This window comes from Bradyrhizobium sp. LTSPM299 (genome assembly GCF_000938235.1).
In the GTDB taxonomy this organism is placed as follows: Bacteria; Pseudomonadota; Alphaproteobacteria; order Rhizobiales; family Xanthobacteraceae; genus Bradyrhizobium.
This window is the reverse complement of sequence record NZ_JYMU01000023.1, coordinates 63716-86646: the sequence shown is the minus strand read 5'-3', so window position 1 is coordinate 86646 and position 22931 is coordinate 63716. Positions and strand designations below refer to the sequence as shown.

The 22931-nt window shown below is 63.6% G+C and carries 26 protein-coding genes; 11 read left to right on the top strand and 15 right to left on the bottom strand.

Translation table 11 applies throughout. The features are described from left to right. Positions 1 to 20 precede the first annotated feature (20 nt). Entirely contained in the window at positions 21 to 1361 is a 1341-nt protein-coding gene (locus tag UP10_RS14700) for an LLM class flavin-dependent oxidoreductase (RefSeq protein ID WP_044588043.1), read from the top strand. A gap of 180 nt (positions 1362 to 1541) precedes the next feature. Next, the gene (locus tag UP10_RS14695; RefSeq protein WP_044588042.1) at positions 1542 to 2288 is read left to right on the top strand and encodes an SDR family oxidoreductase; all 747 of its coding nucleotides are present in this window, start codon (positions 1542 to 1544) and stop codon (positions 2286 to 2288) included. Between the two features lie 118 nt (positions 2289 to 2406). Here the strand turns inward: UP10_RS14695 and UP10_RS14690 are convergent, their stop codons facing one another. The 6 genes from UP10_RS14690 to UP10_RS14655 all read right to left on the bottom strand — a co-directional run bounded on the left by UP10_RS14690 (position 2407) and on the right by UP10_RS14655 (position 8073). Then, a complete protein-coding gene (locus tag UP10_RS14690; RefSeq protein ID WP_044588041.1) occupies positions 2407 to 3000 on the bottom strand; it encodes a beta-class carbonic anhydrase in 594 nt (197 codons plus the stop codon). Positions 3001 to 3134: 134 nt separating this feature from the next. Continuing rightward, positions 3135 to 3917, bottom strand: a complete 783-nt coding sequence (locus UP10_RS14685) for a class II aldolase/adducin family protein (protein ID WP_044588040.1) — start codon at positions 3915 to 3917, stop codon at positions 3135 to 3137. A 119-nt stretch (positions 3918 to 4036) separates the two neighbouring features. Further along, the gene (locus UP10_RS14680; protein ID WP_044588039.1) at positions 4037 to 4402 is read right to left on the bottom strand and encodes a 4Fe-4S dicluster domain-containing protein; all 366 of its coding nucleotides are present in this window, start codon (positions 4400 to 4402) and stop codon (positions 4037 to 4039) included. After that, the gene (locus UP10_RS14675; protein WP_044588038.1) at positions 4399 to 6003 is read right to left on the bottom strand and encodes an FAD-dependent oxidoreductase; all 1605 of its coding nucleotides are present in this window, start codon (positions 6001 to 6003) and stop codon (positions 4399 to 4401) included. The genes UP10_RS14680 and UP10_RS14675 overlap by 4 nt, the downstream gene beginning before the upstream one ends. 1126 nt (positions 6004 to 7129) lie before the next feature. After that, the gene (locus UP10_RS14660; protein ID WP_044588036.1) at positions 7130 to 7543 is read right to left on the bottom strand and encodes an SRPBCC family protein; all 414 of its coding nucleotides are present in this window, start codon (positions 7541 to 7543) and stop codon (positions 7130 to 7132) included. Positions 7544 to 7743: 200 nt separating this feature from the next. Next, positions 7744 to 8073 (bottom strand): hypothetical protein, encoded by a 330-nt coding sequence (locus UP10_RS14655; RefSeq protein ID WP_044588035.1) that lies wholly within the window; start codon positions 8071 to 8073, stop codon positions 7744 to 7746. An 859-nt stretch (positions 8074 to 8932) separates the two neighbouring features. Between UP10_RS14655 and UP10_RS14645 the strand changes: the two genes are divergently transcribed. Both UP10_RS14645 and UP10_RS14640 read left to right on the top strand, forming a co-directional pair. Beyond that, positions 8933 to 9238, top strand: a complete 306-nt coding sequence (locus UP10_RS14645) for a hypothetical protein (RefSeq protein ID WP_044588033.1) — start codon at positions 8933 to 8935, stop codon at positions 9236 to 9238. Positions 9239 to 9355: 117 nt separating this feature from the next. After that, complete coding sequence (locus tag UP10_RS14640) at positions 9356 to 9571, top strand: hypothetical protein (RefSeq protein WP_044588032.1); 216 nt, start codon at positions 9356 to 9358, stop codon at positions 9569 to 9571. Positions 9572 to 9584: 13 nt separating this feature from the next. Here the strand turns inward: UP10_RS14640 and UP10_RS14635 are convergent, their stop codons facing one another. Further along, positions 9585 to 10220: a 2-dehydro-3-deoxy-6-phosphogalactonate aldolase gene (locus UP10_RS14635; protein ID WP_044588031.1), complete on the bottom strand. Its 636-nt coding sequence runs from the start codon at positions 10218 to 10220 to the stop codon at positions 9585 to 9587. A gap of 24 nt (positions 10221 to 10244) precedes the next feature. Next, entirely contained in the window at positions 10245 to 11159 is a 915-nt protein-coding gene (locus UP10_RS14630) for a 2-dehydro-3-deoxygalactonokinase (protein WP_044588030.1), read from the bottom strand. A gap of 138 nt (positions 11160 to 11297) precedes the next feature. On the opposite strand from UP10_RS14630, the gene UP10_RS14625 reads away from it, so the two are divergent. Beyond that, a complete protein-coding gene (locus UP10_RS14625) occupies positions 11298 to 12464 on the top strand; it encodes a DUF418 domain-containing protein (protein WP_044588029.1) in 1167 nt (388 codons plus the stop codon). Positions 12465 to 12529: 65 nt separating this feature from the next. On the opposite strand, the gene UP10_RS14620 is transcribed toward UP10_RS14625, so the two are convergent. Continuing rightward, complete coding sequence (locus UP10_RS14620; protein ID WP_044541999.1) at positions 12530 to 12745, bottom strand: hypothetical protein; 216 nt, start codon at positions 12743 to 12745, stop codon at positions 12530 to 12532. A gap of 193 nt (positions 12746 to 12938) precedes the next feature. Here UP10_RS14620 and UP10_RS45230 point away from each other — a divergent pair, with 193 nt between their 5' ends. Continuing rightward, complete coding sequence (locus UP10_RS45230; protein ID WP_197082767.1) at positions 12939 to 13115, top strand: hypothetical protein; 177 nt, start codon at positions 12939 to 12941, stop codon at positions 13113 to 13115. Between the two features lie 39 nt (positions 13116 to 13154). Here the strand turns inward: UP10_RS45230 and UP10_RS14615 are convergent, their stop codons facing one another. Together UP10_RS14615 and UP10_RS45225 are read right to left on the bottom strand one after the other, a co-directional pair. After that, positions 13155 to 13412, bottom strand: a complete 258-nt coding sequence (locus UP10_RS14615; RefSeq protein ID WP_044588028.1) for a hypothetical protein — start codon at positions 13410 to 13412, stop codon at positions 13155 to 13157. 141 nt (positions 13413 to 13553) lie between these two features. After that, entirely contained in the window at positions 13554 to 13730 is a 177-nt protein-coding gene (locus UP10_RS45225; RefSeq protein WP_197082766.1) for a hypothetical protein, read from the bottom strand. Positions 13731 to 13916: 186 nt separating this feature from the next. Between UP10_RS45225 and UP10_RS14610 the strand changes: the two genes are divergently transcribed. Beyond that, entirely contained in the window at positions 13917 to 14198 is a 282-nt protein-coding gene (locus UP10_RS14610) for a hypothetical protein (protein WP_245321744.1), read from the top strand. 182 nt (positions 14199 to 14380) lie between these two features. Continuing rightward, on the top strand, positions 14381 to 14737 hold the full coding sequence (locus UP10_RS14605) for a DUF6481 family protein (protein WP_044541997.1): 357 nt from the start codon (positions 14381 to 14383) through the stop codon (positions 14735 to 14737). Between the two features lie 64 nt (positions 14738 to 14801). On the opposite strand, the gene UP10_RS14600 is transcribed toward UP10_RS14605, so the two are convergent. After that, positions 14802 to 15044: a pentapeptide MXKDX repeat protein gene (locus UP10_RS14600; RefSeq protein ID WP_156180036.1), complete on the bottom strand. Its 243-nt coding sequence runs from the start codon at positions 15042 to 15044 to the stop codon at positions 14802 to 14804. A 329-nt stretch (positions 15045 to 15373) separates the two neighbouring features. Between UP10_RS14600 and UP10_RS14595 the strand changes: the two genes are divergently transcribed. The 3 genes from UP10_RS14595 to UP10_RS14585 are packed head-to-tail and all read left to right on the top strand — an operon-like array spanning position 15374 to position 18302. Then, positions 15374 to 16396, top strand: a complete 1023-nt coding sequence (locus UP10_RS14595; RefSeq protein ID WP_044588027.1) for a TRAP transporter substrate-binding protein — start codon at positions 15374 to 15376, stop codon at positions 16394 to 16396. Beyond that, positions 16393 to 16947, top strand: coding sequence for a TRAP transporter small permease (locus UP10_RS14590; RefSeq protein WP_044588026.1), 555 nt, complete (start codon positions 16393 to 16395; stop codon positions 16945 to 16947). Before UP10_RS14595 ends, UP10_RS14590 begins: the two co-directional genes overlap by 4 nt. Next, positions 16944 to 18302 carry a TRAP transporter large permease gene (locus tag UP10_RS14585; RefSeq protein ID WP_044588025.1) on the top strand — a complete coding sequence of 453 codons (1359 nt, stop codon included), beginning with the start codon at positions 16944 to 16946 and terminating at the stop codon, positions 18300 to 18302. Before UP10_RS14590 ends, UP10_RS14585 begins: the two co-directional genes overlap by 4 nt. A gap of 70 nt (positions 18303 to 18372) precedes the next feature. On the opposite strand, the gene UP10_RS14580 is transcribed toward UP10_RS14585, so the two are convergent. Genes UP10_RS14580 through UP10_RS14570 form a run of 3 tightly spaced genes read right to left on the bottom strand, consistent with a single transcriptional unit; the run spans position 18373 to position 22909 of the window. Beyond that, positions 18373 to 19284, bottom strand: a complete 912-nt coding sequence (locus tag UP10_RS14580) for a hydroxymethylglutaryl-CoA lyase (RefSeq protein ID WP_044588024.1) — start codon at positions 19282 to 19284, stop codon at positions 18373 to 18375. Continuing rightward, positions 19281 to 21290: an acetyl/propionyl/methylcrotonyl-CoA carboxylase subunit alpha gene (locus UP10_RS14575; protein ID WP_044588258.1), complete on the bottom strand. Its 2010-nt coding sequence runs from the start codon at positions 21288 to 21290 to the stop codon at positions 19281 to 19283. Before UP10_RS14575 ends, UP10_RS14580 begins: the two co-directional genes overlap by 4 nt. A gap of 14 nt (positions 21291 to 21304) precedes the next feature. Beyond that, a complete protein-coding gene (locus tag UP10_RS14570) occupies positions 21305 to 22909 on the bottom strand; it encodes a carboxyl transferase domain-containing protein (RefSeq protein WP_044588023.1) in 1605 nt (534 codons plus the stop codon). Positions 22910 to 22931: the final 22 nt, after the last annotated feature.

The window sequence follows — 22931 nt, the reverse complement described above, 5'->3', positions numbered from 1 at the left end:
AACATTAGCGAGCCTCACACATGAGCGAACGCAAGCTTTCACTCAATCTCTTCATCTATCCCGGCGGCCATCACGAGGCCGCATGGCGCTACAAGGGATCGGCCGCGGAGCGGATCCTCGACGTCACCTTCTATCAGGAGCTGGCGCAGCAGGCCGAAGCGCACAAGTTCGATGCGATCTTCTTTGCCGACGGACCGGCACTTGCCGACAACGTCCGCTATGCGCAGCGCTTCCGCTTCGAGCCGATCACCTGGTTGGCTGCGATTGCCGTTGCGACCAAGCGGATCGGCTTGATCGCAACCGCCTCCACGACCTATACCGAGCCCTACAATCTGGCGCGATTGTTCGCTTCCCTCGATCATCTCAGCGGTGGCCGCGCCGGCTGGAATATCGTGACGACAAGCACGGCGCAGGCGGCACAAAACTTTGGCCTGCCCGAGCACCCTCCGCATCACGAACGCTACGAACGGGCGCGGGAGTACCTCGATGTCATCACCCGGCTGTGGGATAGCTGGGAAGATGACGCACTGATCAACGATCCCATCTCCGGCGTTTTCGCCGAGACCAGCAAGATTCATCCGATCGATCACGTCGGAAAGCATTTTCGGGTCCGTGGACCGCTCAACATCTCGCGGACACCGCAAGGGCGGCCGGTTTACGTCCAGGCCGGCTCGTCCGATGACGGAAGAGCCTTCGCGGCCCGCTTCGCCGAAGCGATCTTCACTGCGCACCAGACGCTGGCGAGCGCGCGGGAGTTCTACGCCGACATCAAGCGTCAGGCGCGCGCTTTCGACCGCAGTCCCGATCAGGTCAAGATTCTGCCCGGCATCAGCCCGTTCATCGCCAGCACCCAGGTCGAGGCCGATCGGCTGCAGGACGAGTTCAACGAGCTGATCCAACCAGAATATTCACTGACCCAGCTCCGCCAGATGATCGGTCTCGACCTCTCAGGCTTTGATCTCGACGGCCCGTTCCCGCGCCATCTGATCGACACCGACGGCGCGCGCGGCGTCGCCAGCCGGTTCAAGCTGGTGGTCGACATCGTCGATCGCGAGGAACCGACGATTCGCCAGCTCGTGCAGCGCCTCGCCGGCGCGCGCGGCCACTGGGTGATTGCCGGCCCGCCGGAAAAGGTCGCCGACAACATCCAGACCTGGTTCGAGAACGGCGCAGCCGACGGATTCAACGTCATGCCGCCCTGGCTGCCCGGTGGATTCGAAACTTTCGGCGAGCAGGTCGTGCCGATCCTGCGCAAGCGCGGCCTGTTCCGGCACGACTACACCGGGACGACGCTGCGCGACCACTACGGCCTGAGCCGGCCGGCGAGCGTCTATTCCAGCAGCATCCAGGCGATCGCGTGATTGCCTGACATTCCTGGCGTCGCAGGCCTCCCGCGGCCGGGACGACGAAGGCGGCTGCCGGCCGGGAATCAAGACGTCAAAGGTCGCGATACTCAGCAAAAGTCAGCTGTCGTGCCATTGCTCCGGTCGCGCGAGCCCCCATCTCTCGGGCACGAAACCCACTCCAACAAGGCAATTGTCATGGCCAAGCTCGACGGCAAGATCGTTCTCATCAGCGGTGGCACCACCGGTATCGGTGCGGAGACCGCCAAACTGTTTCAATCCGAAGGCGCAACGGTCGTCGTGACCGGCTCCAGCGAACGCTCGGTGGAAGCCGCCAAGCCGACGCTGCCCGGGATCGAGGTGCTGCTCTCGGACGCCGGCAACGTCGCCGCCACCAAGGCTCTCGTCGACCAGGTCAAGGCCAAGCACGGCCGCATCGACGTCCTGTTCGTCAACGCCGGCATCGCCAAATTCGCGCCGATCGCGCAGGTCGATGAGGCCCTTTACGACAGCCAGTTCAACATCAACGTCAAGGGCGCATTCTTCCTGATCAAGCACGCCATCCCGGTCATTCCGGACGGCGGCGCGATCATCCTGACCGCATCGGTGGCCGGTTCGAGCGGCGGCCTGGGAGGGAGCACCATCTACGGTTCGACCAAGGCGGCGCTGCGTTCGTTCGGCCGCACCATCGCCAAGGAGCTGACGCCGCGCGGCATCCGGGTCAACACCATCAGCCCCGGTCCGATCATTACCCCGATCCTCGACAAGGGCGGTCTTACGCCGGCTCAGAAGGACAACTTCATCGAAGGGGCCAAGACCCGCATTCCGCTCGGCCGCACCGGCACATCAGCCGAGGTCGCCGCAGCAGCCCTCTACCTCGCTGCTGACGCCACCTACACCACCGGCGCCGAACTGTTCGTCGACGGCGGCTTGATCGACCTATAGACGGTCTCGGCTTCGATCCCTCACTCTTCGCGCGTTTGATGCGTCATTCACCGCCGGGAGGAACCGGCGGTGAAGCGCAGGCGTCATGCAATCGCGACCCGGATCGAGGGTCGTAGATTTACGCTGACACCCTTCCCGCTGCTGTCGCTTCAGCCACCTCGTCCAGGCGTCCGGTCTTGACGTCGTAGATGAATCCGTAGATCGGGACCTGCTTCGGCACCAGTGGATGGCTGCGGATCCGCTGCACGTCTTCAACCACGCTCTTGCCGTTGTCCTCGAAGGTGTGCCAGTGGACAAACTTCCCGGCGACGGAACCGCCGTGGTGATGCGGGTTTGACCACTTCTTGCCGTCGAACTGTGCCGTACCGAGATCATCCACCAGGAGATCGCCGATGATCTCGTTGGTGAACAACTGCATGCCGCAGTCACTGTGATGGATCACAAACCATTCGTTGGTTCCGAGCAGCTTGTGGGAGATCACGAGCGAGCGAATTGCATCATCGGACGCACGGCCGCCTGCATTACGAATGACATGGGCATCGCCTTCCGCGAGACCGGCATATTTCGCCGGATCGAGCCGCGCATCCATGCAGGTCAGGATCGCGAAGCGGCGGGCTGGAGGCAGCGCAAGCTTGCCCTTGTCACCGAAGTCGCCGGCGTATTTTCCGTTTGCCGAAACGACCTCCTCGAACACAGCGCTGGGCTTTGTCATGGCAGATATCCTTCCGTTGCAGAAACACGTCTCCGCTGAGAGCCCCGTTCCGATGGAATCGGAACGCGGCCCTCAATTCTTGTTTTGACGCGTTTACCCGACGCGAACCGGTATCCACTTCGCTCGAAAACGCTCTAATTGAACAGATCCGGCTCGGCTTCGGAGATCCAGTCCCACAGCGGCTGGAAGCTGAAATAGCCGCCCTTGTGGGTGCCGACCTGGCTTGCGGTCAGCTTCGCCACATCGTGACGTATCGGCTTCGGCGTGCCCGCCGCTTCAGCAAGCAGTTGCGCTCGCGCGGCATTGTCCATCGCAATGTACCACCACGCGGTCGCTTCGATCGTCGGCCCGACTGTCAGCAGGCCGTGGTTCTGCAGGATCGCGGCCTTCTTCGATCCCAATGCTTCCGCGATCTTCCTGCCCTCCTCCGCCTCGAGCACGACGCCGGAGAACGGATCGAACAGCGCGTGGTCTTCGTAGAACGCGCAGGCATCCTGGGTGAGCGGATCGAGCAGACGGCCAAGCGCCGACCAGGCCTTGCCATAGGTCGAGTGCGTATGGGCCGCCGCGATGACTTCCGGACGCGCGGCATGGATCGCCGAATGGATCACGAAACCGGCTTGGTTGATCGGCTTGTCACCGATCAGGATGTTGCCCTCGTGATCGACCAGCTGAAGGTCCGAGACCTTGATCTGACCGAAATATTTCGAGAGCGGATTGATCCAGAACCGATCGGGAAATTCGGGATCGCGTACAGTGACATGCCCGGCCAGCCCCTGATCGAACCCATAACGGGAGAACAGCCGGAAGGTTGCCGCCAGCCGCTGCTTGCGGTGCAACCTCTCCTCTTCGAACGAGGCGGCCGGCACGCGCTCGACCAGTGAATATTTCTTCGGCTTCTCGACGATCTGATTCATGTCACGCGCTCACGATTGCAAGGTCATGACATGCTAGGCGCGTGCCGCAAGATAGTCTTTTCAAAGATCACTGCCGCTCGGCAACAACAGGATGACGCACGTCGATGGCGCAAATCAAATTATCTCTCTTGAGGTTCACGTCTCTGCGCAGCTTCGCCGGCACGCCGGAACACCGTTTCCATCAGCCATTGTTCGTTGGGAAACTGATCCGCCCATTCGTCCCAGCCGGAGTGCTGCCGGTATTGGCCGAGGCGCCCCGCGGCCAGGGCTTCGTCAGAGGTGGTCGGGACACGACGGTCGCAATCGGGCGCGACATAGATCGCGTCCGCGCGGCAATGCAGCTCGCACATGAAGCAGGTCTGACAATCGTCCACGCGCGCCAGGATGGGCGGACCTGCCTGGCTGGGATCGAGCACGTTGGTCGGACAGACCTCGACACACTTACCGCAATTCGTGCAGCGGTCCGAGACGATGACTTCAATCATAAAGCGCTTTCCAATTGACCGAGCCGAGAGCTCGCGGCGGCACCATCGGGCGTGACCCAGACCTGGTCCAATCCGCCGCTGAGAAGTCTGGTCGCAAGTTTGGGATCCGGCTCGGGGAAATCCTCGCGGCGGTGCATACCCCGGCTCTCGCTGCGTCTTGCTGCCGTTGCGACCGACCAGCGCGCCGTCGCCACCAATGCCGCGGCCTCGCGCCATGCAACCGTATCGGCGGGCGCATGATCGGCGATCTGTCTCCAGAGATTGTCGAGCACGCCGCGGGACGCTGCAAGTCCGGCAGCCGTGCGGAATAGAGTCTTGTCGAACGGATGCATCTCGGCACGGACAGCGTCCCGAATCTCGGCAAGCTGAAGAGCCTTCGCGTCGGCGCGCGGTCGAAGTCCGGCCTGCCCGAGCGGCACAAGGTGCGCCGAACGGCTGTTGGTCCCACGCGAAAGGCGCGCGGCTGCCTGGCCGGCGAACACGCCCGACGACAGCGCCCAGGCCGAGTTGACGTTTCCGCCGCCGGAGATCGCACCCGCGGCCTTCTCGCGCGAGGCATTGTCACCCGCCACGAACAGGCCCGGCACCGACGTCGCGCAGTCCGCATCGACCACGCGCGCGCCGCCGAGACCGCGGATCGTGCCGTCATTGTGCAGCGCGACCTCGAACCGGTCGCGGTAGGGATCGATCAGCCAGCGATCGAACACCAGCGGCACGTTCGGCGAAATCGTATGCAGCCTCGCCTTCACATCGTCTGGCAGACGATGCAGCGAACAGTACACCGGTCCACGCTGCAACGCCCGGGCGAGACGCACGGTCTGATCCGGCCCAAGCGGCAGGTCGAGCTCGCGCTGATCGGCGTCGTAATAGGTCGCGAACGAATAGGCCATGCTGCGCGTCATCGTCGAATGCGCTGGCGCGATGGTGTAGGCGGCGGTGAATTCCATGCCGGACAATTCGGCGCCGGCTTCGGCCGCCAGCAAATAACCGTCACCCGTGTTGGTCCGCGATCCCAGAAGGTGCGACAGGAAGCTGGTCCCGCCCGCCGCCAGCACGACGGCGACGGCCTCGATTTGATACGGCCTGTTGCCGTCCTGCCGGCGCAGACCACGCACGCCCCCGATCGAGCCATCGTCGCGCGCCAGCAGTTCCAGCACCGGCGAATGGTCGAGAATGGTGACGCCGTGGCCGAGCGCGAACTGGCGAAGCGCACGCAAATATTCCGGTCCGCGCACCGCGCGATGATTGACCCGTCCGTCGTCGTCCACGCCAAATTTGTAGTACGGCGCAAGCCGCGGCAGCGTCCGCCAGGTCTGATCGAGGATGCGGTGCATCCATTCGGCTTCGCCGAGCCCAAGCCCCGCCGCCATGCGATTGCGCACGGTCGTTGCGCGCGCTTCGGGAGGATCCGGCGGAACCCACCAATGCCCTGGGCCCGCCGCCGCGGTTACCCCGCTGGTGCCGCAATAGCCCTTGTCAGCCAGGATAACCCGCGCGCCAGCCTCCGCAGCGGCGCTCGCCGCCCACGCACCCGCCATGCCACCGCCGACGACCAAAACGTCGGTCGTGATCGACAGCGGTTCGCGCGATGAGGAAGCCATGGACAATGCCTTGGGCAAAGCGGCGACATCGCCGGCGCCGAAACTGTTCCGGACCTGAGAGCGATACGCGCCGGAGTATCGTTGGGTGACCTCGCGTCGGCGTCAATGAAACGCAAAACTCTTTTGCGGGCTGATTGCGAACAAGTCGTGCCGCCATTGCGGGTGTCGGCGCTACCGCCATTTCGGGAGAGAACAACTTTTCCCTGCCGACGGATTCGTAAGAAGCAGCTTCTACACGTGAATTGACTTTGGAAACCAACTGGAGCCATTAGTCAGGTGAGCCAGATTAGCTTGCCGTCACTCCCTGACGTGCCCGGTCTGCCGGGATTGCCAGCGCCGCGCGATTCGCGGGCTTTTATACGTGTTTGCTTCATCGAAGAGCTGGCCGGCAGGCTTCGCGCCGACATTTCAAGGCTGCCATGGAAGATTCAGTCCAGATCAATTGCACGCGCTGCAAGAACGTCTTTCGCGATCGCGCCAAGCGGCTGCAGAACGGCTATTCGCGCCAATGTCCGGCTTGCGAGGTTGTCCTGTTCTTCGACGAAGACTCCCACGACCCGAACATCAAGCGGGCGATGCGAACCGCCCGGCGCGTGCGGAAGGAGTTGCGTGAGGACGAAGGGACGCGCGCGAGAAAGGCCCCGGCGGCTTCTCGAACGTCCGGCACTCGCTCACGATCAAATTCACGGGAGACGGAGACAAAGACAGACGACGACTGAGCTCGCGTACGCCAAGCCTTTGGCGAGAGCGTTACCCCCCGAAAGTTTGGCAGGACATCTGCCAAGCGCTGGAACGGTTGGTGGCCAAGACTAATCGCAAACGACCAATCGCAAGACTAATCGCCTTCTCCGTAGTGGGTGGATTGATCCATCCAGCGGCGCGTGGCCTCGTCGCTCCAGCCGGGAACTGCGACGCGAGGCGCCGAGGTCGCATCTGCAGGCGGGCGCGCTGCCGCCGGTTGGCGTGCGCGGGGGTGACGCTCCGGTGCGGCGTTCGCCGAAGCGCACAAGATGATCAACAGGCCAAGCGCCAGAACTGACCGCATCGCATTTGCTCCAGGCGACGCATTATCTACCGCAAACGGCGGCATGTCGACCACGATCGCGCCACCCGGCATTGCCCGGGATCAGCCGCGTCGCGGCGTTTCGACGTAGCGCTTGAAGCTGTTCAGGATGGCCTGCCAGCCGCCGCGCTGCTGCTCGACCGAATGGGTTTCCTCGCCGTCGAAGGTGACGCGCAACTTGACGCCGCCGGCTTCGGGCGTGAACGCGACCTGCGCGGTACGATCGCCGAAGGCATATTCAATCAGGCTCGGCTCCTCGAGCTTGGTGTAGGTTCCGGCGAAATCAAAACCCATGCTGCCGTCCTTCGCTTCCATCCGCGAGGAGAAAGCGCCGCCGACGCGCAGGTCGACCGATGCGGTAGTCGTGTGCCAATCGTCAGAGGCGGCATTCCACTGCTTGATATCCTCAGGCGTCGTGTAGGCCCGCCAGACATCGGCGATCGGCGCGGCAACAGTCGTTTCGACGGCAATCTTCATGTTGGCTCCTTCATTGCTGCGGAATTCTTGCGCCGCGGTCTATCATGCGCGCGCCGCGTCCGAACCGGAACGCATGATCACCTGCAATCTAGGAAGATATTGGCTGTGATCAATAAATGCAGGTCTGAAACTGCGGCGGCCGCCGGGACTATGAGAAACACATAATCGGCTCATCGCCATGAACCCTTCGCGATCTCCGACTAACCGAAGGGATCGAGGCCCTTCTGCCGGCAGAGCGTCGGGACGAGCGCTGGATCCTGGGCGACGCCTTCCGAACTCGTCGCGGCAATCGCGCCGCCGGTCACGACGCCGTTTTCGATGATGATCGTCGCCAGGAACGGCTGCATCCCCTGGTAGGTGCCTTTGCCGTTCCGCACATTGAGCTGGGCGCAGTAGTCGAGGGATCGCCGGCCCTCGCCGGTGACGATGGGAATTCTGGTCCACCTGAATTTCACGCCCTCGCGATCGCTCAAGCTGGCTGAGAACGCGTCAGCTAGCGTGGCCCGTTCGGAGACGGTCAGCTCTCGCATGGGTGTTTCCGCCGCTGGCGTTGGCAGTGCGGCCGCCGGCGACGCGGCCACCTCAGGTGTCGACACATATTCGGTGGTTGCCGCGCAGCCGGAGAGGCAGAGCACCACGACCAATGGAGCAACTGCCCCTATCGCGCCCCACCCCCTCGAGACCGTCGCGCCGCCGATCGAGCCCGGCCCGCTTGATTTGCAACGGGCCGGTCTGGTCGGCTGATCGATCATGCGCGCAATCAGTCTTTGTTCCAGTTTCCGTTGTGCCGTATCCACCACCCGACGAACCACTTCGCCCCGTAAACAAGTGCGACTATCGCAATCGCTGTCCAGAGCCACCAGAGCACAAATCTCTCCGTTGCCGATTACACGTCTCGAGAGGTCGGTTCCAGGGACTGCAATTGACTGCCAACATGGCGGCCCGCGCCATACCGGTCAGCCGACAGGCGCCAAACCGCAAAATCGTCGGAACCAGGATGGGAAGCAGGAGCGCCTCGCCGAATTGTCAGAGAGAGTATCCATCGCGCTCAAGATCGCTGAGCGGCGGGTCACCGCCGTGTGCAGCACCCACGCGATATCGGTCGCAATATTCATCGTGAAAAAGGTTCGATGTCCGCAATGTAATCGGTACTATTCTACTATCTCAATTTGCGCAAGAAGCAGGTTGAATTGACGCCGTCGGCGCAGCCCCCAATTGCGCTGGGTAAGCGGGTTCGACAGGCAACAATTCCGGCAACAAGGACCTGTAAAGAAAGCGCCGTGTAATGGCTTGGGTGGCCAGATTCTTTTTTGACGCGTTTTCTTCACGCGAACCGGCGTCCACTTCGCTCGAAAACGCTATGTGCCCCCAGGAGCGACCGAGGACATCATGCGGAACTTGAACACCGTCCTGACCAAGCTGAACGATCGACTCCTGCGGCTGGAGGGCGAATTGTTCGTCCTGCGATCGATCGCCAGAGCTGCGCTGACGGCCGGTGATGAGCCCGCCGCGCGAACCCGCGCGCTGCTCGAAGGCGCCAGGCTTGCGCTCGCCGACGAGGCCGAACGGCCGCTGGATTCTGCGACCGCGAAATACGTCACAGCCGCCATTGCCATGGTCGACGAACTGCTCGAGCATCCCCGCGAGGCCGCGCCGCTGTTCCGGGTGATCGATGGCGGCCGACAGAACGATTAACATTATCACGGAGTCGGCATCGATCTCGCACGATGAATTGCCGTCGGTTAACCGGCTCTTAATTTTCACATCCCATTTTTAACGGGTCATCCTCCGAAATTGTGAGAAGCCCGCAAGATGCCCGTCGTTCTGGAAGTGCGAGATAGCCTGAACCAGTTGCTTCCCAAATATGGCTTCACCCTCGACCCAGGCGAACCCGACGATTACACCGACCTTGCGAGGATCATTCTCCAGACCGTGCGCGATAGTGACTGGCGCGCCCACAAAGTCCAGTTTTCGGTCGGCGGACAACCGGTTGGCACAGCCGTCTACCGTTCTGCCGAGGCAGCGTAAGACTGAACGAGTCCTATAAAGCGCTTTCGATTGCCGCGTCATACGCTGCGATCGTCAGCTTCGCGCGCGTGGCGATCTCGGCAGCATTCATGCCCGGCTTGTAGAGGCTGCCGCCGAGGCCGAACGCGCGAATCCCCGCTTTCACATACTCCGCAAAATTGGTGTCGGAGACGCCACCGACGGCGGCGATCATCAGGTCGGGTGGCAACACGGCTCGGATTGCGGTGATGCCGGCGGCGCCAAGCACGCTCGCCGGAAAGAATTTCAGGCCCGAGGCGCCGGCCCTCGCCGCCAGCAGCGCTTCGGTCGGCGAGAATACGCCGGGCAGCGTGACCATCGACCGCGCGCCGGCGCGCGCCAGCGCGTCGGCATCGACGTTCGGCGACACCATCAACCGGCCGCCGACGTCATGGAGACGATCGACCTGATCAGTCGTCAGCACGGTGCCCGCGCCGATCAGGACATCGACGGGCGCAAGCTTGACCGCAGTTGCGATCGAACGGAACGGCTCCGGCGAATTGAGCGGAATCTCGATCGCCGTCATGCCGGCCTCGATCAGTGCGCTGACGATGCCATCGGCCTCGTCCGGCCGCACGCCGCGCAGGATCGCGACCAGCGGACGCTTCATCGGTGGGAACGGAATACTCATTGGCAGATCCTTTGGATTGATCCTTCATGTCGTCCAGATTGCGGCGGCCGCCCTGGCAAGACCGTGGCGGACTGCATCCTCTGCGTCGACGGACCTCTTGGGCACGGAGAGGGTTTCGAGAGCCAATTGATAGAGCACTTGAAGCCGCCCCGAGGCAATCAGCGTGACGGCGGCTCGCGGCGTTTGTCCGGCAAGTCCAGCCGCCAGTTCGAGGCCGATCAACGTGCCCGAGATCGCCTCGCGCGCGGCCGATGCGCTGCCTCCGAACAGCAGCTGCCGCGATCGTACCCGGAACAGCAAATTGGCGGCGAGCGCCGGCGTCGCAAAAGCCTCCGCGACCGCCGATGTGAAGGCATCGGCGTCCACGGCATCCTCGGCGCCACCAACCGCATGCGACAGGATCGTGTCGCTGACAACAGCGCTGAACAGCTCTCCGGTCATGAAGGTCGCAAAGCGCTCGACGGTGCCGCCGTGGACGCGGACCCATTTCGAATGCGTCCCCGGCATGCACACGATGGCCTCGCCAGCAGCATCCAGGCCGAGTGCGCCGAGCAACTGGGTTTCCTCGCCGCGCATCACGTCGGGCGCCGCCGCATCGCGCTGCGCGATCCCCGGCAGGATCCGGATGTCGCGCGCCTGGTCGGGGACGCGAGCGGCGCGGTCGAGGATATCGGTGAGACGCGCCGGCGTGTCGACGTAACCGGCCTCGACCCAGCCCTGCCGCGCGCCGGCCATGCCGCAGATCACGACCGGCAGATTGACCGCCACAGCGAGGGCATCGAGATGCGATTGCAGCACGGATGCAAAGCCAGTCTTGGCCGCCGCCATCATGCCCTCGTCGCTGCGGCGTTCCCCGAGGATGCCACCAGCACGATCCATCAGCCAGAGCCGCAAGCTGCTGGTGCCCCAGTCAACCGCAACATATGAAGCTTCGCTCATAGAGTTGTGTCCCACGATCACCAGCTTTCGTGCTTCGACGGCGTCGCGTCTACCGCGATAAAGCCGTTCATTTCATCGTGCAAGGCCCGCGATTGATGAGTAGTCTCCTGCGTCGCAGGCCGATGCCCGGGATTCGAAATGACCATCGTCAGCGGCGACGCCGTTCGTCCGTCAGCTGCCCCTACTGCTCCCTCGTCCCGCCTCGGCTCGATCGACGCCCTGCGCGGGATTGCGCTGTTTGGCGTGCTTGCAATCAATCTGGAAACCGAATTCCGGGTCTCGATCTTCCAGCAATTCCTGCCGCGCACGCCGGACCAGGGGCTCGGCGGCCTTGTCGACCGCGCGCTCGACATCTTCATCGACATGAAGGCGTTCGCGCTGTTCTCGCTGTTGTTCGGGGTCGGCCTTGCGATCCAGTTCGACCGTCTCGCACACAACGACCAACGCACGCGTCTCCTGGTGCAGCGAATGCTGGTGCTGCTCGGCTTTGGCCTGATCCATCTCTTCCTGATCTGGAACGGCGATATCCTCGCCGAATACGCGCTTGCGGGTCTGGTCGTGCTGCCGTTCCTGTTTGCGCCGACATGGCTGATCGCGGCCGGCAGCGTGGCCTTCCTCGCGCTTTATCTGCTGCAGCCGGTGCTACCGACCATCATTCCCTTTCCCGATCGATCCTGGCTCGTCGCCCATGTCGGCGAAGCCAACCGCATCTACGCGACGGCTGGTTTTTCGGAGATTCTTGCGTACCGGATCAAGGAGGTCGCGGCGCTCCTGCCGCTGCACAGCTACGTCTTGCCGCGCACGCTCGGGCTCTTCCTGCTCGGCGCGGCATGCTGGCGGGCCGGCCTGTTCGCGGCGGCGCGCCGATCGGCGGCATGGTTGCGGCTTGCCGCGGTGCTCGCGATCGCTGGAGGCCTTGGCTTGACGCTCGCGCCGTTCGCGCGGGCCTACAGCAGTCCCGCCGGCACGCTTGCGCTCGCTTTGGGCTACGCCGCGCTGGTGCTGGCAGCGGAGACCACCACGGCCGGCGCGCGTCTCTTACGCTGGGCCGAGCCGGTCGGACGGATGGCTTTCACCAACTACATCCTGCAATCGGTCATTCTCGGGTTTGTGTTCTATGGCTATGGCCTCGGCCTGTTCGGCAAGCTGGATTCCGTGACCGGGCTTGCGATCGTCATCGCGGTCTATGTTGCGCAGGCAATCGCCAGTCGGTGGTGGCTGCAGCGCTTCCGCTACGGCCCGATCGAGTGGCTGTGGCGGGCGCTGATGTATGGGCGTGCGCCGAAGTTCAGGAACGCGGACTGATATCGCCCGCGACCATTGCCTCAACTGTAGAAGCCACCGCTCACGTCAGCGAGTGCGCGGATCAACTATCGCGCCCCCTTCAGCGTACAGGAGGTCGTGCAGGTCGTGACATTGCCGTGGTCACACTTGATGCAGGCGTTGACGCACTGGTCCATGACCTTGGGATTGTACTGGCGATAGAGATTGGCCGCGCAGGTGTTGGTCGATCCCGTGACCTCGGTATCGGACCAGCAGCCGGACAGGGCAAGCGCTGCGGCACCCAGAATGGCGACCTTGCGCATATGGCCTCCCACCGTGTTCCACTGGAGTAACCTTGATTGGTTAGGTTAAGTTCCAGTTTCAATTGCGACCTTATCCGCAAGCAGTATTGCTTATCCACCGGACATTTCCCCAAGGTCCGGGCCCACACCGGCAAGGCCGTCAGGCGATTCTGCCTGACGGCCTTGTTGCTGCCAAGACGAGGATATTGAGACGATGGCCCGAAAGCCGCGCTGGTCATTCAAGGAGGACCGCCGACTGATGGAACTAGCACGCTCATCCAAGACACTCGAGGATGTGGCCAGGGCCACCGGGCGCTCGCCGGACCGAATCAAGAAAATGGCGATGCGCCTTGGCCTGTCGATCAAGTCGCGCGCCGCCAAGAAACAATAAGGCATGATGCGGGCAGCCTGGATCGGCCAGCCGCTCGAGTCACGGCTCGGGGCAGTCTTCCTTCGCCGGCACATCCTTCGCCCGCACCTGGATCGCCCCGGTCGCGACATTGTCCACGCGGGAGCAGGTGGTGAGCACGAAGGCGACCCTGCTGCATTGCCAGTCCGGGCCGAGCGCGGCGCTGGAGACCTGCTCGGGCGAGGCCAGGCTAAACGCCACAAACGCCACCAGGCAGGCGCATGTCACGACCACGGTGGCCAGCACCACGGCCTTTCGGGACCACAGATTGGGTATCATGGTCTTGGTTCCTGTCGATCCCCAGAAGCCTAGGCGCCGCCCGTCGCCGGCCTATGTGATCAAAACCACACTTCGGACCGAACTTTCGGACTACCCCTTGGACCCTGATGTGGGATCTATACCGCACTGCCGCAAGAACCATCAGCGCGCCGGCTCGATCACATTGCAGTTGGTGCGGCCCGACATCAGGCAGTCCTGTAGCTTGCTCGCTGCGGTCAGGTCATGGGCAAGCCAGAGGCCGACCGCGAGCATCACCGCCGCTACCAGCAGTCCCACCAGCGCGCCGCGGCGGCTGCCTCCCTCGTCGGAATCGCTCATGAATGCATCGGTTCCAAATCCTGCGAGCGCCCATCATGGCCGCTTTGCACGGTGGCGTGCGATCAATTCTGCAACAGTCGCGCAATTAAATGCGCCGCCCGAGCATCCAGGCCGCTATTCCGTTGCACGCTGCGGCTGGTTGCGAAAAACTGCTTGCTCAGGGAGCGCGTGGTGCGGAGCGTGCCGATGAGCGAACAAGAAGCGACCCGGGAAACCACCTACGACTATCAGCGTTACCGGCGATTGCTATCGGAAGCTATCGACGAGACCAGCCGGCGGCGGCTGATCGACCTGCTGGTCCAGGAAAGAGCGCGTGACAGGCTGGAGGTCCAACGGGCCTCCGACCGGGCCACGATGACGGCCGAGACGGTTGCAAAGGTTCTGGGCACAAAGGTCTTGGGCTTAAAGGTCCTGGGCGCAAAGGTCCTGGGCACCAACGGGCGGCCCGAGCCGTTCTCGCGCGGTTAGAATTTTCGGCGAATCGCGGTGACCAGCGCACCCATCAGGATGGTTTTTGGGCTATTTGCTGTTCACTCATATCTCCCCTGCTCTGTCGCCCTCGTTCAACGCTGGCGTTTTGCGTAGGCTTCACCTATTAGACGCCCAACTGAAACCCCATCCCCCGAACAGAAAGCAGCAAGGCTTCCTCTATGAGTGGCTTCAAGGAACCCGGTTTTGCCGACCGCCAGAAAGCGGCCCTGCTGGCGCGGCAGCAGATCCTCAACAAGTTTCGCACCCAGCCGGGTCCTGATGATCCGGCCGTGAAGGCGCGCGCCGACGAGCGCGCAGCGACCGCCGAACGGCGTGAAAAGGCCAGAGAGGCCCGCGAGGTCGAGAAGGCCGAACAGAAGCGGCGCGAGGAAGAGGCCGCGGCGGCCGAGGCCGTCCGGATCGCCCGCGAAAAGGAAGAGGAGGTGGCGAGGCTCGCCGCAGAAGAGGCCGATCAGAAGGCCAAGCGCGACGCCCGCTACGCCGCCCGCAAGGAGCGCGGCAAGAAGAAGCGATAGGCTGATACGCTTTGGGCCCGCCACGATATAGCGGGCCCGGCGATGATGGCATTGTGCCGGCAGGTCAGTTCTTCTTCATGCCGTCGTCTTTCTTCATCATCCCGCCATCCTTCTTCATGGCGTCGTCCTTCTTCATCATGCCACCGTCTTTCTTCATGGCATCCTTGGATCCGTCCTTGGACATCGTGTCCTCTTTCTTCATCCCGTCGTCCTTGCCCATCTTGTCCTGGGCAAACGTGGCCGGTGCGAGCGCAAGGCTCAACGAGAGGAGCGCGGCCGAAAGGCCGATGCTGGTCTTGGTGGTCATGATGATCATCCCTGGTGTGGTCGAATGTGAGAGCGACGATTGCCGCTGTCTTGTCGACGCGTCAGGACCATCGAACGTTACCTCAATGACGTATTCTTGAACCGCGGCGCCGCCCTCGTTCGGATGATCCACCGCGCACGGGGGTTGGACGACACTGCGTCGTCGCGCCGCAGTGTGCATCGCAGCAAGCTCGGAGCTTGCCGTCGCGCGTCCACTCGCACTATCAGAGCCCTCGAACTATCAGACTAGAGAAGATTCACGCGAAGACCGGCTAAGGTGCGCCCAGCGCCGGCCTAACAGCCCATCAAGAAGCTCTTCAGGGGGAACCCATGCTCACACGCCGCCACGTCCTCGCGTCCGCCCTCGCCGCGCCCGCCATTCTGCAGATGGGCACCGGCACTGCGCATGCCGCGACCACACTGAAAATCTCGCACCAGTTCCCCGGCGGCACGATCGACAAGGGCGACTTCCGCGACCGTCTCTGCCGGGTGTTCGCAGCCGAGGTGGCAAAGCGATCCGGCGGCGAGCTTGCCGCCGAGGTCTATCCGAACTCCTCGCTGATCAAGACCAACGCGCAGTTCTCGGCGATGCGCAAGGGCGCGCTCGATCTCAGCCTGTATCCGATGCCCTATGCCGGCGGTGAACTCCCGGAGACCAATATCGGCCTGATGCCGGGTCTCGTCACGACCTACGACCAGGGCATGCGCTGGAAGAAGGAGCCGGTCGGCAAGGCGCTGACCGATTTCCTCGCCGACAAGGGCATCATCTTGATCTCCTGGGTCTGGCAGGCCGGCGGCGTCGCCAGCCGCTCGAAGCCGATCGTGGCGCCGGAAGACGCCAAAGGAATGAAGGTGCGCGGCGGTTCGCGCGAAATGGACATGGTGCTGCAGACCGCCGGCGCCGCCGTGCTGTCGGTCCCCTCCAACGAGCTCTACGCGGCGATGCAGACCGGCGCCTGCGACGCCGGTATCACCTCCTCCACCAGCCTGATCTCGTTCCGCCTCGAGGAGATCGCGAAATCCCTCACCTCGGGCGCCGGTGCATCCTATTGGTTCATGCTGGAGCCGCTGATGATGTCGAAGGCGATCTTCGACAAGCTGCCCAAGAACCAGCAGGACGTCATCCTGGCGGTCGGCGAGGAGCTGGAAGCCTTCGGCCGCAAGGGCGCGCAGGACGACGACGCCGAGGTCGCCAAGGTCTATGAGAAAGTGGGCGCCAAGGTCAGCGCGCTCGATGCCGCCACCGTCGGCAAGTGGCGCGACATTGCGCGCGACACCGCCTGGAAGGACTACGGTGCCAAGACGCCGACGGCAGCCAACCTGCTGAAACTCGCAAGCGACGTCGCCACATGATGCATGGTCCGATCCCGGATCAAGCCGAAACCGCAAGCCCTGTCGCGGGCAACACGCCCGTGGCGCTGCTCGAGCGCGCGCTTTCCATCTGCAACAACATCATCGTGGTGTTTGCCGCGATCGCCCTGATCGCGGCCTGCGTGGTCCTCAGCTACAGCGTGATCGGGCGCGCCGTCTTCCACATGGCGAATTACTGGCAGGACGAGGCCGCCGTGTTCCTGCTGGTCGGCGCCACCTTCATGTCCGCGGCCTATGTGCAGAGCCAGCGTGGCCATATCGGCATCGAGGCATTCGTCGGCCTGCTCTCGACGCGGGCCAACAGCGTCCGGCTCTGGCTGGTCGATGTCGCGAGCTTCGCGTTCTGCACCTTCTTCGCCTGGAAGTCCTGGACCCTGGCGCATGAGGCCTATGTCGACGGCCAGGTCTCCAACTCGATGTGGTCGCCGCCGCTCGCGATCCCCTATGTGCTGATGGCGCTTGGCATGACACTTCTCTGCGTGCAGATCCTGCTGCAGATCATCGTTCCGCTGACCGGTGGCGCGCGCCGATGACCGTGTTTGGTATCGGCATCTCCTACGGGCTTGCCACCCTGTTTGCGATGTTCTCGGGCATGCCGATCGCATTCGCGCTGGGCGCGGTCGCGGTCGTGTTCATGGCGATCTACATGCCGGCGGCCTCGCTCGATACGGTGACGCAGAACGTCTATGAGGAGATGGCCTCGATCACGTTGCTGTCGATCCCGCTGTTCATCCTGAAGGGCGCTGCGATCGGAAAATCCCGCGCCGGTCAGGATCTCTATTCGGCGCTGCACGCCTGGTTGCATCGCGTGCCCGGCGGTCTCGGCGTCGCCAACGTGTTTGCCTGCGCGCTGTTCGCAGCGATGGCGGGCTCCTCACCGGCAACCTGCTCTGCGATCGGCTCGGCCGGCATCCCCGAGATGCGCAAGCGCGGTTATTCTGGCGGCTTCGCCGCAGGGATCATCGCCGCCGGCGGCACGCTCGGCATCCTGCTGCCGCCATCGATCACGATGATCCTGTTTGCGGTCGCCGCCGAGAAATCGCTGGGCCGACTGTTCCTCGCCGGGATCGGCCCCGGGCTGTTGCTGGTGACGCTGTTCGGCGTCTACGCCGTGTATCGCTTCCGGAAAGAATATGCCGCGGCCCGCGCCGTCTATGACGCAACCGGCAAGGACGCAGCGATCCTGCAGCACGACGAGTTCACCATGGCCGAGCGCTTCAGCGCGCTGCCGCGGGTGCTGCCGTTCGTGCTGCTGCTGACCGGCGTGATGATCGCGCTCTATGGCGGCTACTCAACGCCGTCGGAAACCGCCGGTCTCGGCGGCCTGCTGGCGCTCGCCTTGATCGCGGTGATCTACAGCGTATGGCGGCCGAACGATCTGGCGCCGATCCTAAAATCGACGATCCGCGAATCCACCATGCTGATGATGATCATCGGCATGTCGCTGCTCTATTCCTATGTGATGAGCTATTTGCACATCTCGCAGTCGGTCGCCGAATCCATCGTCGCCATGCATCTGCCGCGCTGGGAGCTGCTGTTCGCGATCCTGGTGATGGTAATCATGCTCGGCTTCTTCCTGCCGCCGGTCTCGATCATCCTGATGACCGCGCCGATCGTTTTACCGCCGCTGCGCGCTGCCAATTTCGACATCATCTGGTTCGGCATCGTCATGACCATCGTCATGGAGATGGGCCTGATCCATCCGCCGGTCGGCCTGAACATCTTCGTCATCCGCAATGTCGCGCCGGATATTCCCCTGAGCGAGGTGATCTGGGGCACGCTGCCGTTCGTGCTGCTGATGATGTTCGCAGTGCTGATGCTGTGCTTGTTCCCGGGGATTTCCACCTGGCTGCCGGATTTGGTGATGGGAGCGGACGGGAGCCGGTGAGACTCACGTAGGATGGGTAGAGCGCAGCGAAACCCATCACCTTCGTGGGTTTCGCTGCGCTCTACCCACGCTACGAGGTCGTGTGCTTCTTCTTCGCATTCAGCGCCGAGGCGACGCGGCTTACTGGTGGACGGCCCAACAACCCGGCGACCTCGTTGGTCGCCACGAGCAGCTTCTCTATGTCGACGCCGGTCCTGATCCCCATCCCCTCGAGCATATAGACCACATCCTCGGTCGCCACATTCCCCGTCGCGCCTGGCGCATAGGGGCAGCCGCCGAGGCCACCGGCGGCACTGTCGATGACGCGGACGCCCTCCTCGATGCCGGCATAGAGATTGGCGAGCGCCTGGCCGTAGGTATCGTGGAAGTGCATTGCGAGCCTGTCCGCCGGCACCTCGCCGGCGACAGCCCGCAGCATCTGCTTTGCCTTGAGCGGCGTGCCGACCCCGATGGTGTCGCCGAGCGAGATTTCGTAGCAGCCGAGGTCCCACAATGTCTTCGCGAGATCGGCGACAGCTTTCGGCTTGATCTCGCCGTCGAACGGACATCCCAGCACGCACGAAATATAGCCGCGAACCTTGACGCCATCGTCCCCGGCGCGCGCAAGAACCGGCTTGAATCGTTCGATGGACTCCGCGATCGAACAATTGATGTTGGCGCGCGAAAACCCTTCGGATGCGGCCGCGAACACCGAGACGACCTTGGCGCCGGCTGCGCGCGCGGCGTCATAGCCCTTCTCGTTCGGGACCAGCACATGGAATTCGGCGCCTTTGACGTGGCTGACGCCGCGTAACACCTGATCCGAACTCGCCATCTGCGGGATCGCCTTGGGCGAGACAAAGGCGCCGACCTCGACGGTGGTAAGCCCGGCCGCCACCAGCGCCTCGACAAACGCGATGCGTGCTTCAACGCTGACTGATCTCTTCTCGTTCTGGAGGCCGTCGCGCGGCCCCATTTCGATGATGCTGATATGATCGCTCATGACGCCGCCGCCGGCTCGATCTCGGCAAGCTCGACACCTTCGCCGACGATGTCGCCGACCTTGCATTTGAGCTTCCTCAGCACGCCCGCGTAAGGCGCGCGCAAGGTCTGCTCCATCTTCATGACTTCCAGCGTCAGGATCGGCGCGCCCTTCTCCAGTGTCGCGCCTTCCTCGGCAAGCAGCGCCACCACAGTGCCCGGCAGCGGCGCCACGATCTTGTCCTCGCCGACCTCCTCGTCGCTCTCGCCGCCGAACGGATCGATCCAGTGCAAATCGAAGCGGCCGTTGCGGGTGCGCAGATAGAGCTCGTGACCGTCGATGACGAACGCAACACGCGACTTGAGGCCATTGAGCGTCAGATCGAATCCGCCATCGTCAGGTGATGAGATAGTGAAGGCAAGTTCGTGCCCGCCGACGGACAAGGTCGAGGGTCCGTGGCCATAGTGCAACGTGATGGTCTGCTCGGCGGTATGGCCCTGCCGGAACGAGAAGACGCGCTGGCGGCGGCCGACCGGCATCCAGCCGAAGGTCTGCCAGGGCGAGTTGGCGGCGCTTCGCGCGGCTTTCTGTTCCTCGTTGACGATCGCAGCCACCGCCGCGCAAAGCTCGAACTCGCCCGCCGCGCCCTTCTCGGCCGTCAGGTTCTTCAGCTCGCGCTCGATGAAGCCGGTGTCAATCCTGTTGGCCCGCGTCTCCGGATGCATCACCAGCGCCGACAGGAACGGGATGTTGGTGACGATACCGCGGACATCGGTCTGCTCCAGCCCGCGGTTGAGCTTCTCGATCGCGGCCTGCCGCGTCGGTGCCCAGGCAATCACCTTGGCCAGCATCGCGTCGTAGTAAGGCGATACGGCGTCGCCGCTGCGATAGCCGGCATCGATGCGCAGGCCGTCGCCCTCTGGTGGGGTCCGCCAGGTCTTGATCCGGCCGACCGACGGCATGAAATTCTTCTGCGGGTTCTCGGCATAGACCCGGGCCTCGATGGCGTGGCCGTTGAGCTTGATCTCGTCCTGCTTCAGCGGCAGCGCCTCGCCGAAGGCGACGCGGAGCTGCCATTCGACCAGATCGATGCCGGTAATCAGCTCGGTGACGGGATGCTCGACCTGCAGGCGCGTGTTCATCTCGATGAAGAACACGTCCTTGCTGTCGGAGACGAACTCGATGGTGCCGGCGCCGACGTAGTTGACCGCACCGGCCGCCTTGCGGGCGGCTGCGCAGACCGCCTCGCGTTGCGCGGCGTTGAGCGTCGGCGACGGTGCCTCCTCGATCACCTTCTGGTGCCGCCGTTGCAGCGTGCATTCGCGCTCCCAGAGCGAGAGCAGATTGCCATGGCTGTCGCCGACGATCTGAACCTCGATATGCCGGGGGTTCTGGACGTATTTCTCGATCAGCATGCGGTCGTCGCCGAACGCCGCCTTGGCCTCGCGTTTGGCGCTGACGATCGCGGCCGACAATTCGGCGGCCGAATTGACCACGCGCATGCCGCGGCCGCCACCGCCGGCGGAGGCCTTCGCCAATACCGGGAAACCGATCCGGTTGGCCGCGTCCGCAAGGGTCGCCTCGTCCTGGGCCTCGCCGTGATAGCCGGGCACCAAGGGCACACCGGCCTTCTCCATCAGCGCCTTCGAGCCGGATTTCGAGCCCATCGCGGTCATCATCCCGGCGGTCGGGCCGACGAACACCAGACCGGCGTCGAGGCAGGCCTGCGCGAATTCGGCGTTCTCCGAGAGGAAGCCATAGCCGGGGTGCACGGCCTCGGCGCCGGTCTCGCGGGCGGCGGCGATCACGCGCTCAATGTTGAGATAGCTGTCGCGCGCCCGCGCGGGGCCGAGCAGCACGGCCTCGTCGGCGAGCGCGACATGCATGGCGTCGCGGTCGACCTCCGAATAGACCGCCACTGTGCGCAGCCCCATGGCGTGCGCGGAGCGGATGACGCGGCAGGCGATCTCGCCGCGATTGGCGATCAGCAGCGTACGGAAACGCCGGTAGAGTTTTGAGCGGTCCATCATCAGATCCTGCATCACATCCTGAACAGGCCGAATTTCGTCGGTTCGATTGGCGCATTAGCGGCGGCCGAGAGGCCGAGCCCAAGCACCAGACGCGTATCGGCGGGATCGATCACGCCATCGTCCCACAGCCGTGCGGTGGCGTAATAGGGATTGCCCTGGCTCTCATACTGGGCACGGATCGGCGCGCGGAATTTGTCCTCTTCCTCCGCCGACCAGGCCTCGCCCTTGGCCTCGATATTGTCGCGGCGGACCTGGCTCAGCACCATCGAGGCCTGCTCGCCGCCCATCACGGAGATGCGGGCATTCGGCCACAGCCAGAGGAAACGCGGGCTGTAGGCACGGCCGCACATGCCGTAATTGCCAGCGCCGTAGGAGCCGCCGATCACCACGGTGAATTTCGGCACGCCGGCGGTGGCAACCGCCGTCACCAGCTTGGCGCCGTCGCGTGCGATGCCGCCGGCCTCGTATTTCTTGCCGACCATGAAGCCGGTGATGTTCTGCAAAAACACCAGCGGAATGCCACGCTGGCAGCACAGCTCGATGAAGTGCGCGCCCTTCAGCGAGCTCTCGCTGAACAGGATGCCGTTGTTGGCGATGATGCCGACCGGATAGCCCCAGATATGGGCGAAGCCGCAGATCAGCGTGGTCCCGTAGAGCTTCTTGAACTCGTCGAATTCGGAGCCGTCGACGATCCGCGCGATGATGTCGTGCACGTCGAACGGTTTTCTGCCGTCGGCGGAGACGACGCCGTAGATCTCTTCCGCTGGAAACAACGGCTCTTGCGGCGGACGCATGTTGAGCGACGCAGGCGTCGGCTGCTTCAGGGTGCCGACGATGCGCCGGGCGATCCCGATCGCGTGCGCATCGTTCTGGGCGTAGTGATCGGTCACCCCTGATTGCCGCGAATGGACATCGGCGCCGCCGAGTTCCTCGGCGGTGACGATCTCGCCGGTCGCAGCCTTCACCAGCGGCGGACCGCCGAGGAAGATCGTCCCCTGATTTCGCACGATGATGCTCTCGTCCGACATCGCCGGCACATAGGCGCCACCGGCAGTGCAGGATCCCATCACGATCGCCACCTGCGGAATGCCAGCTGCGGACATCTGCGCCTGGTTGTAGAAGATGCGGCCGAAATGCCGCTCGTCGGGGAAGATCTCGTCCTGCAGCGGCAGGAACGCGCCGCCGGAATCGACCATGTAGACGCAAGGCAGATTGTTCTGCCGTGCGATGTCCTGGGCGCGCAGATGCTTCTTCACCGTCATCGGATAATAGGTGCCGCCCTTGATGGTGGCGTCGTTGGCGACGAGGATGCATTCGCGCCCCGAGATGCGTCCCACCCCGGTCACGACGCTCGCCGAATGCACGTCACCGCCATAAAGGCCGTTGGCGGCCAGCGGCGACAGTTCGAGGAATGCGGTGCCGGGGTCCACCAGCAGATCGACGCGATCGCGCGCCAGCATCTTGCCGCGCGACGTATGACGGGCGCGAGAAACCTTGCCGCCGCCGCCGGCAACCTGATTGAGCTTGTCGCGGAGTTCCGCGACCAGGCCGCGCATCACGTCGGCATTGCGGGCAAATTCGGAGGATGTGGGATCAATCGTCGAATGAAGCGGCATGGGCGTTGCACGTCTCGTTGGG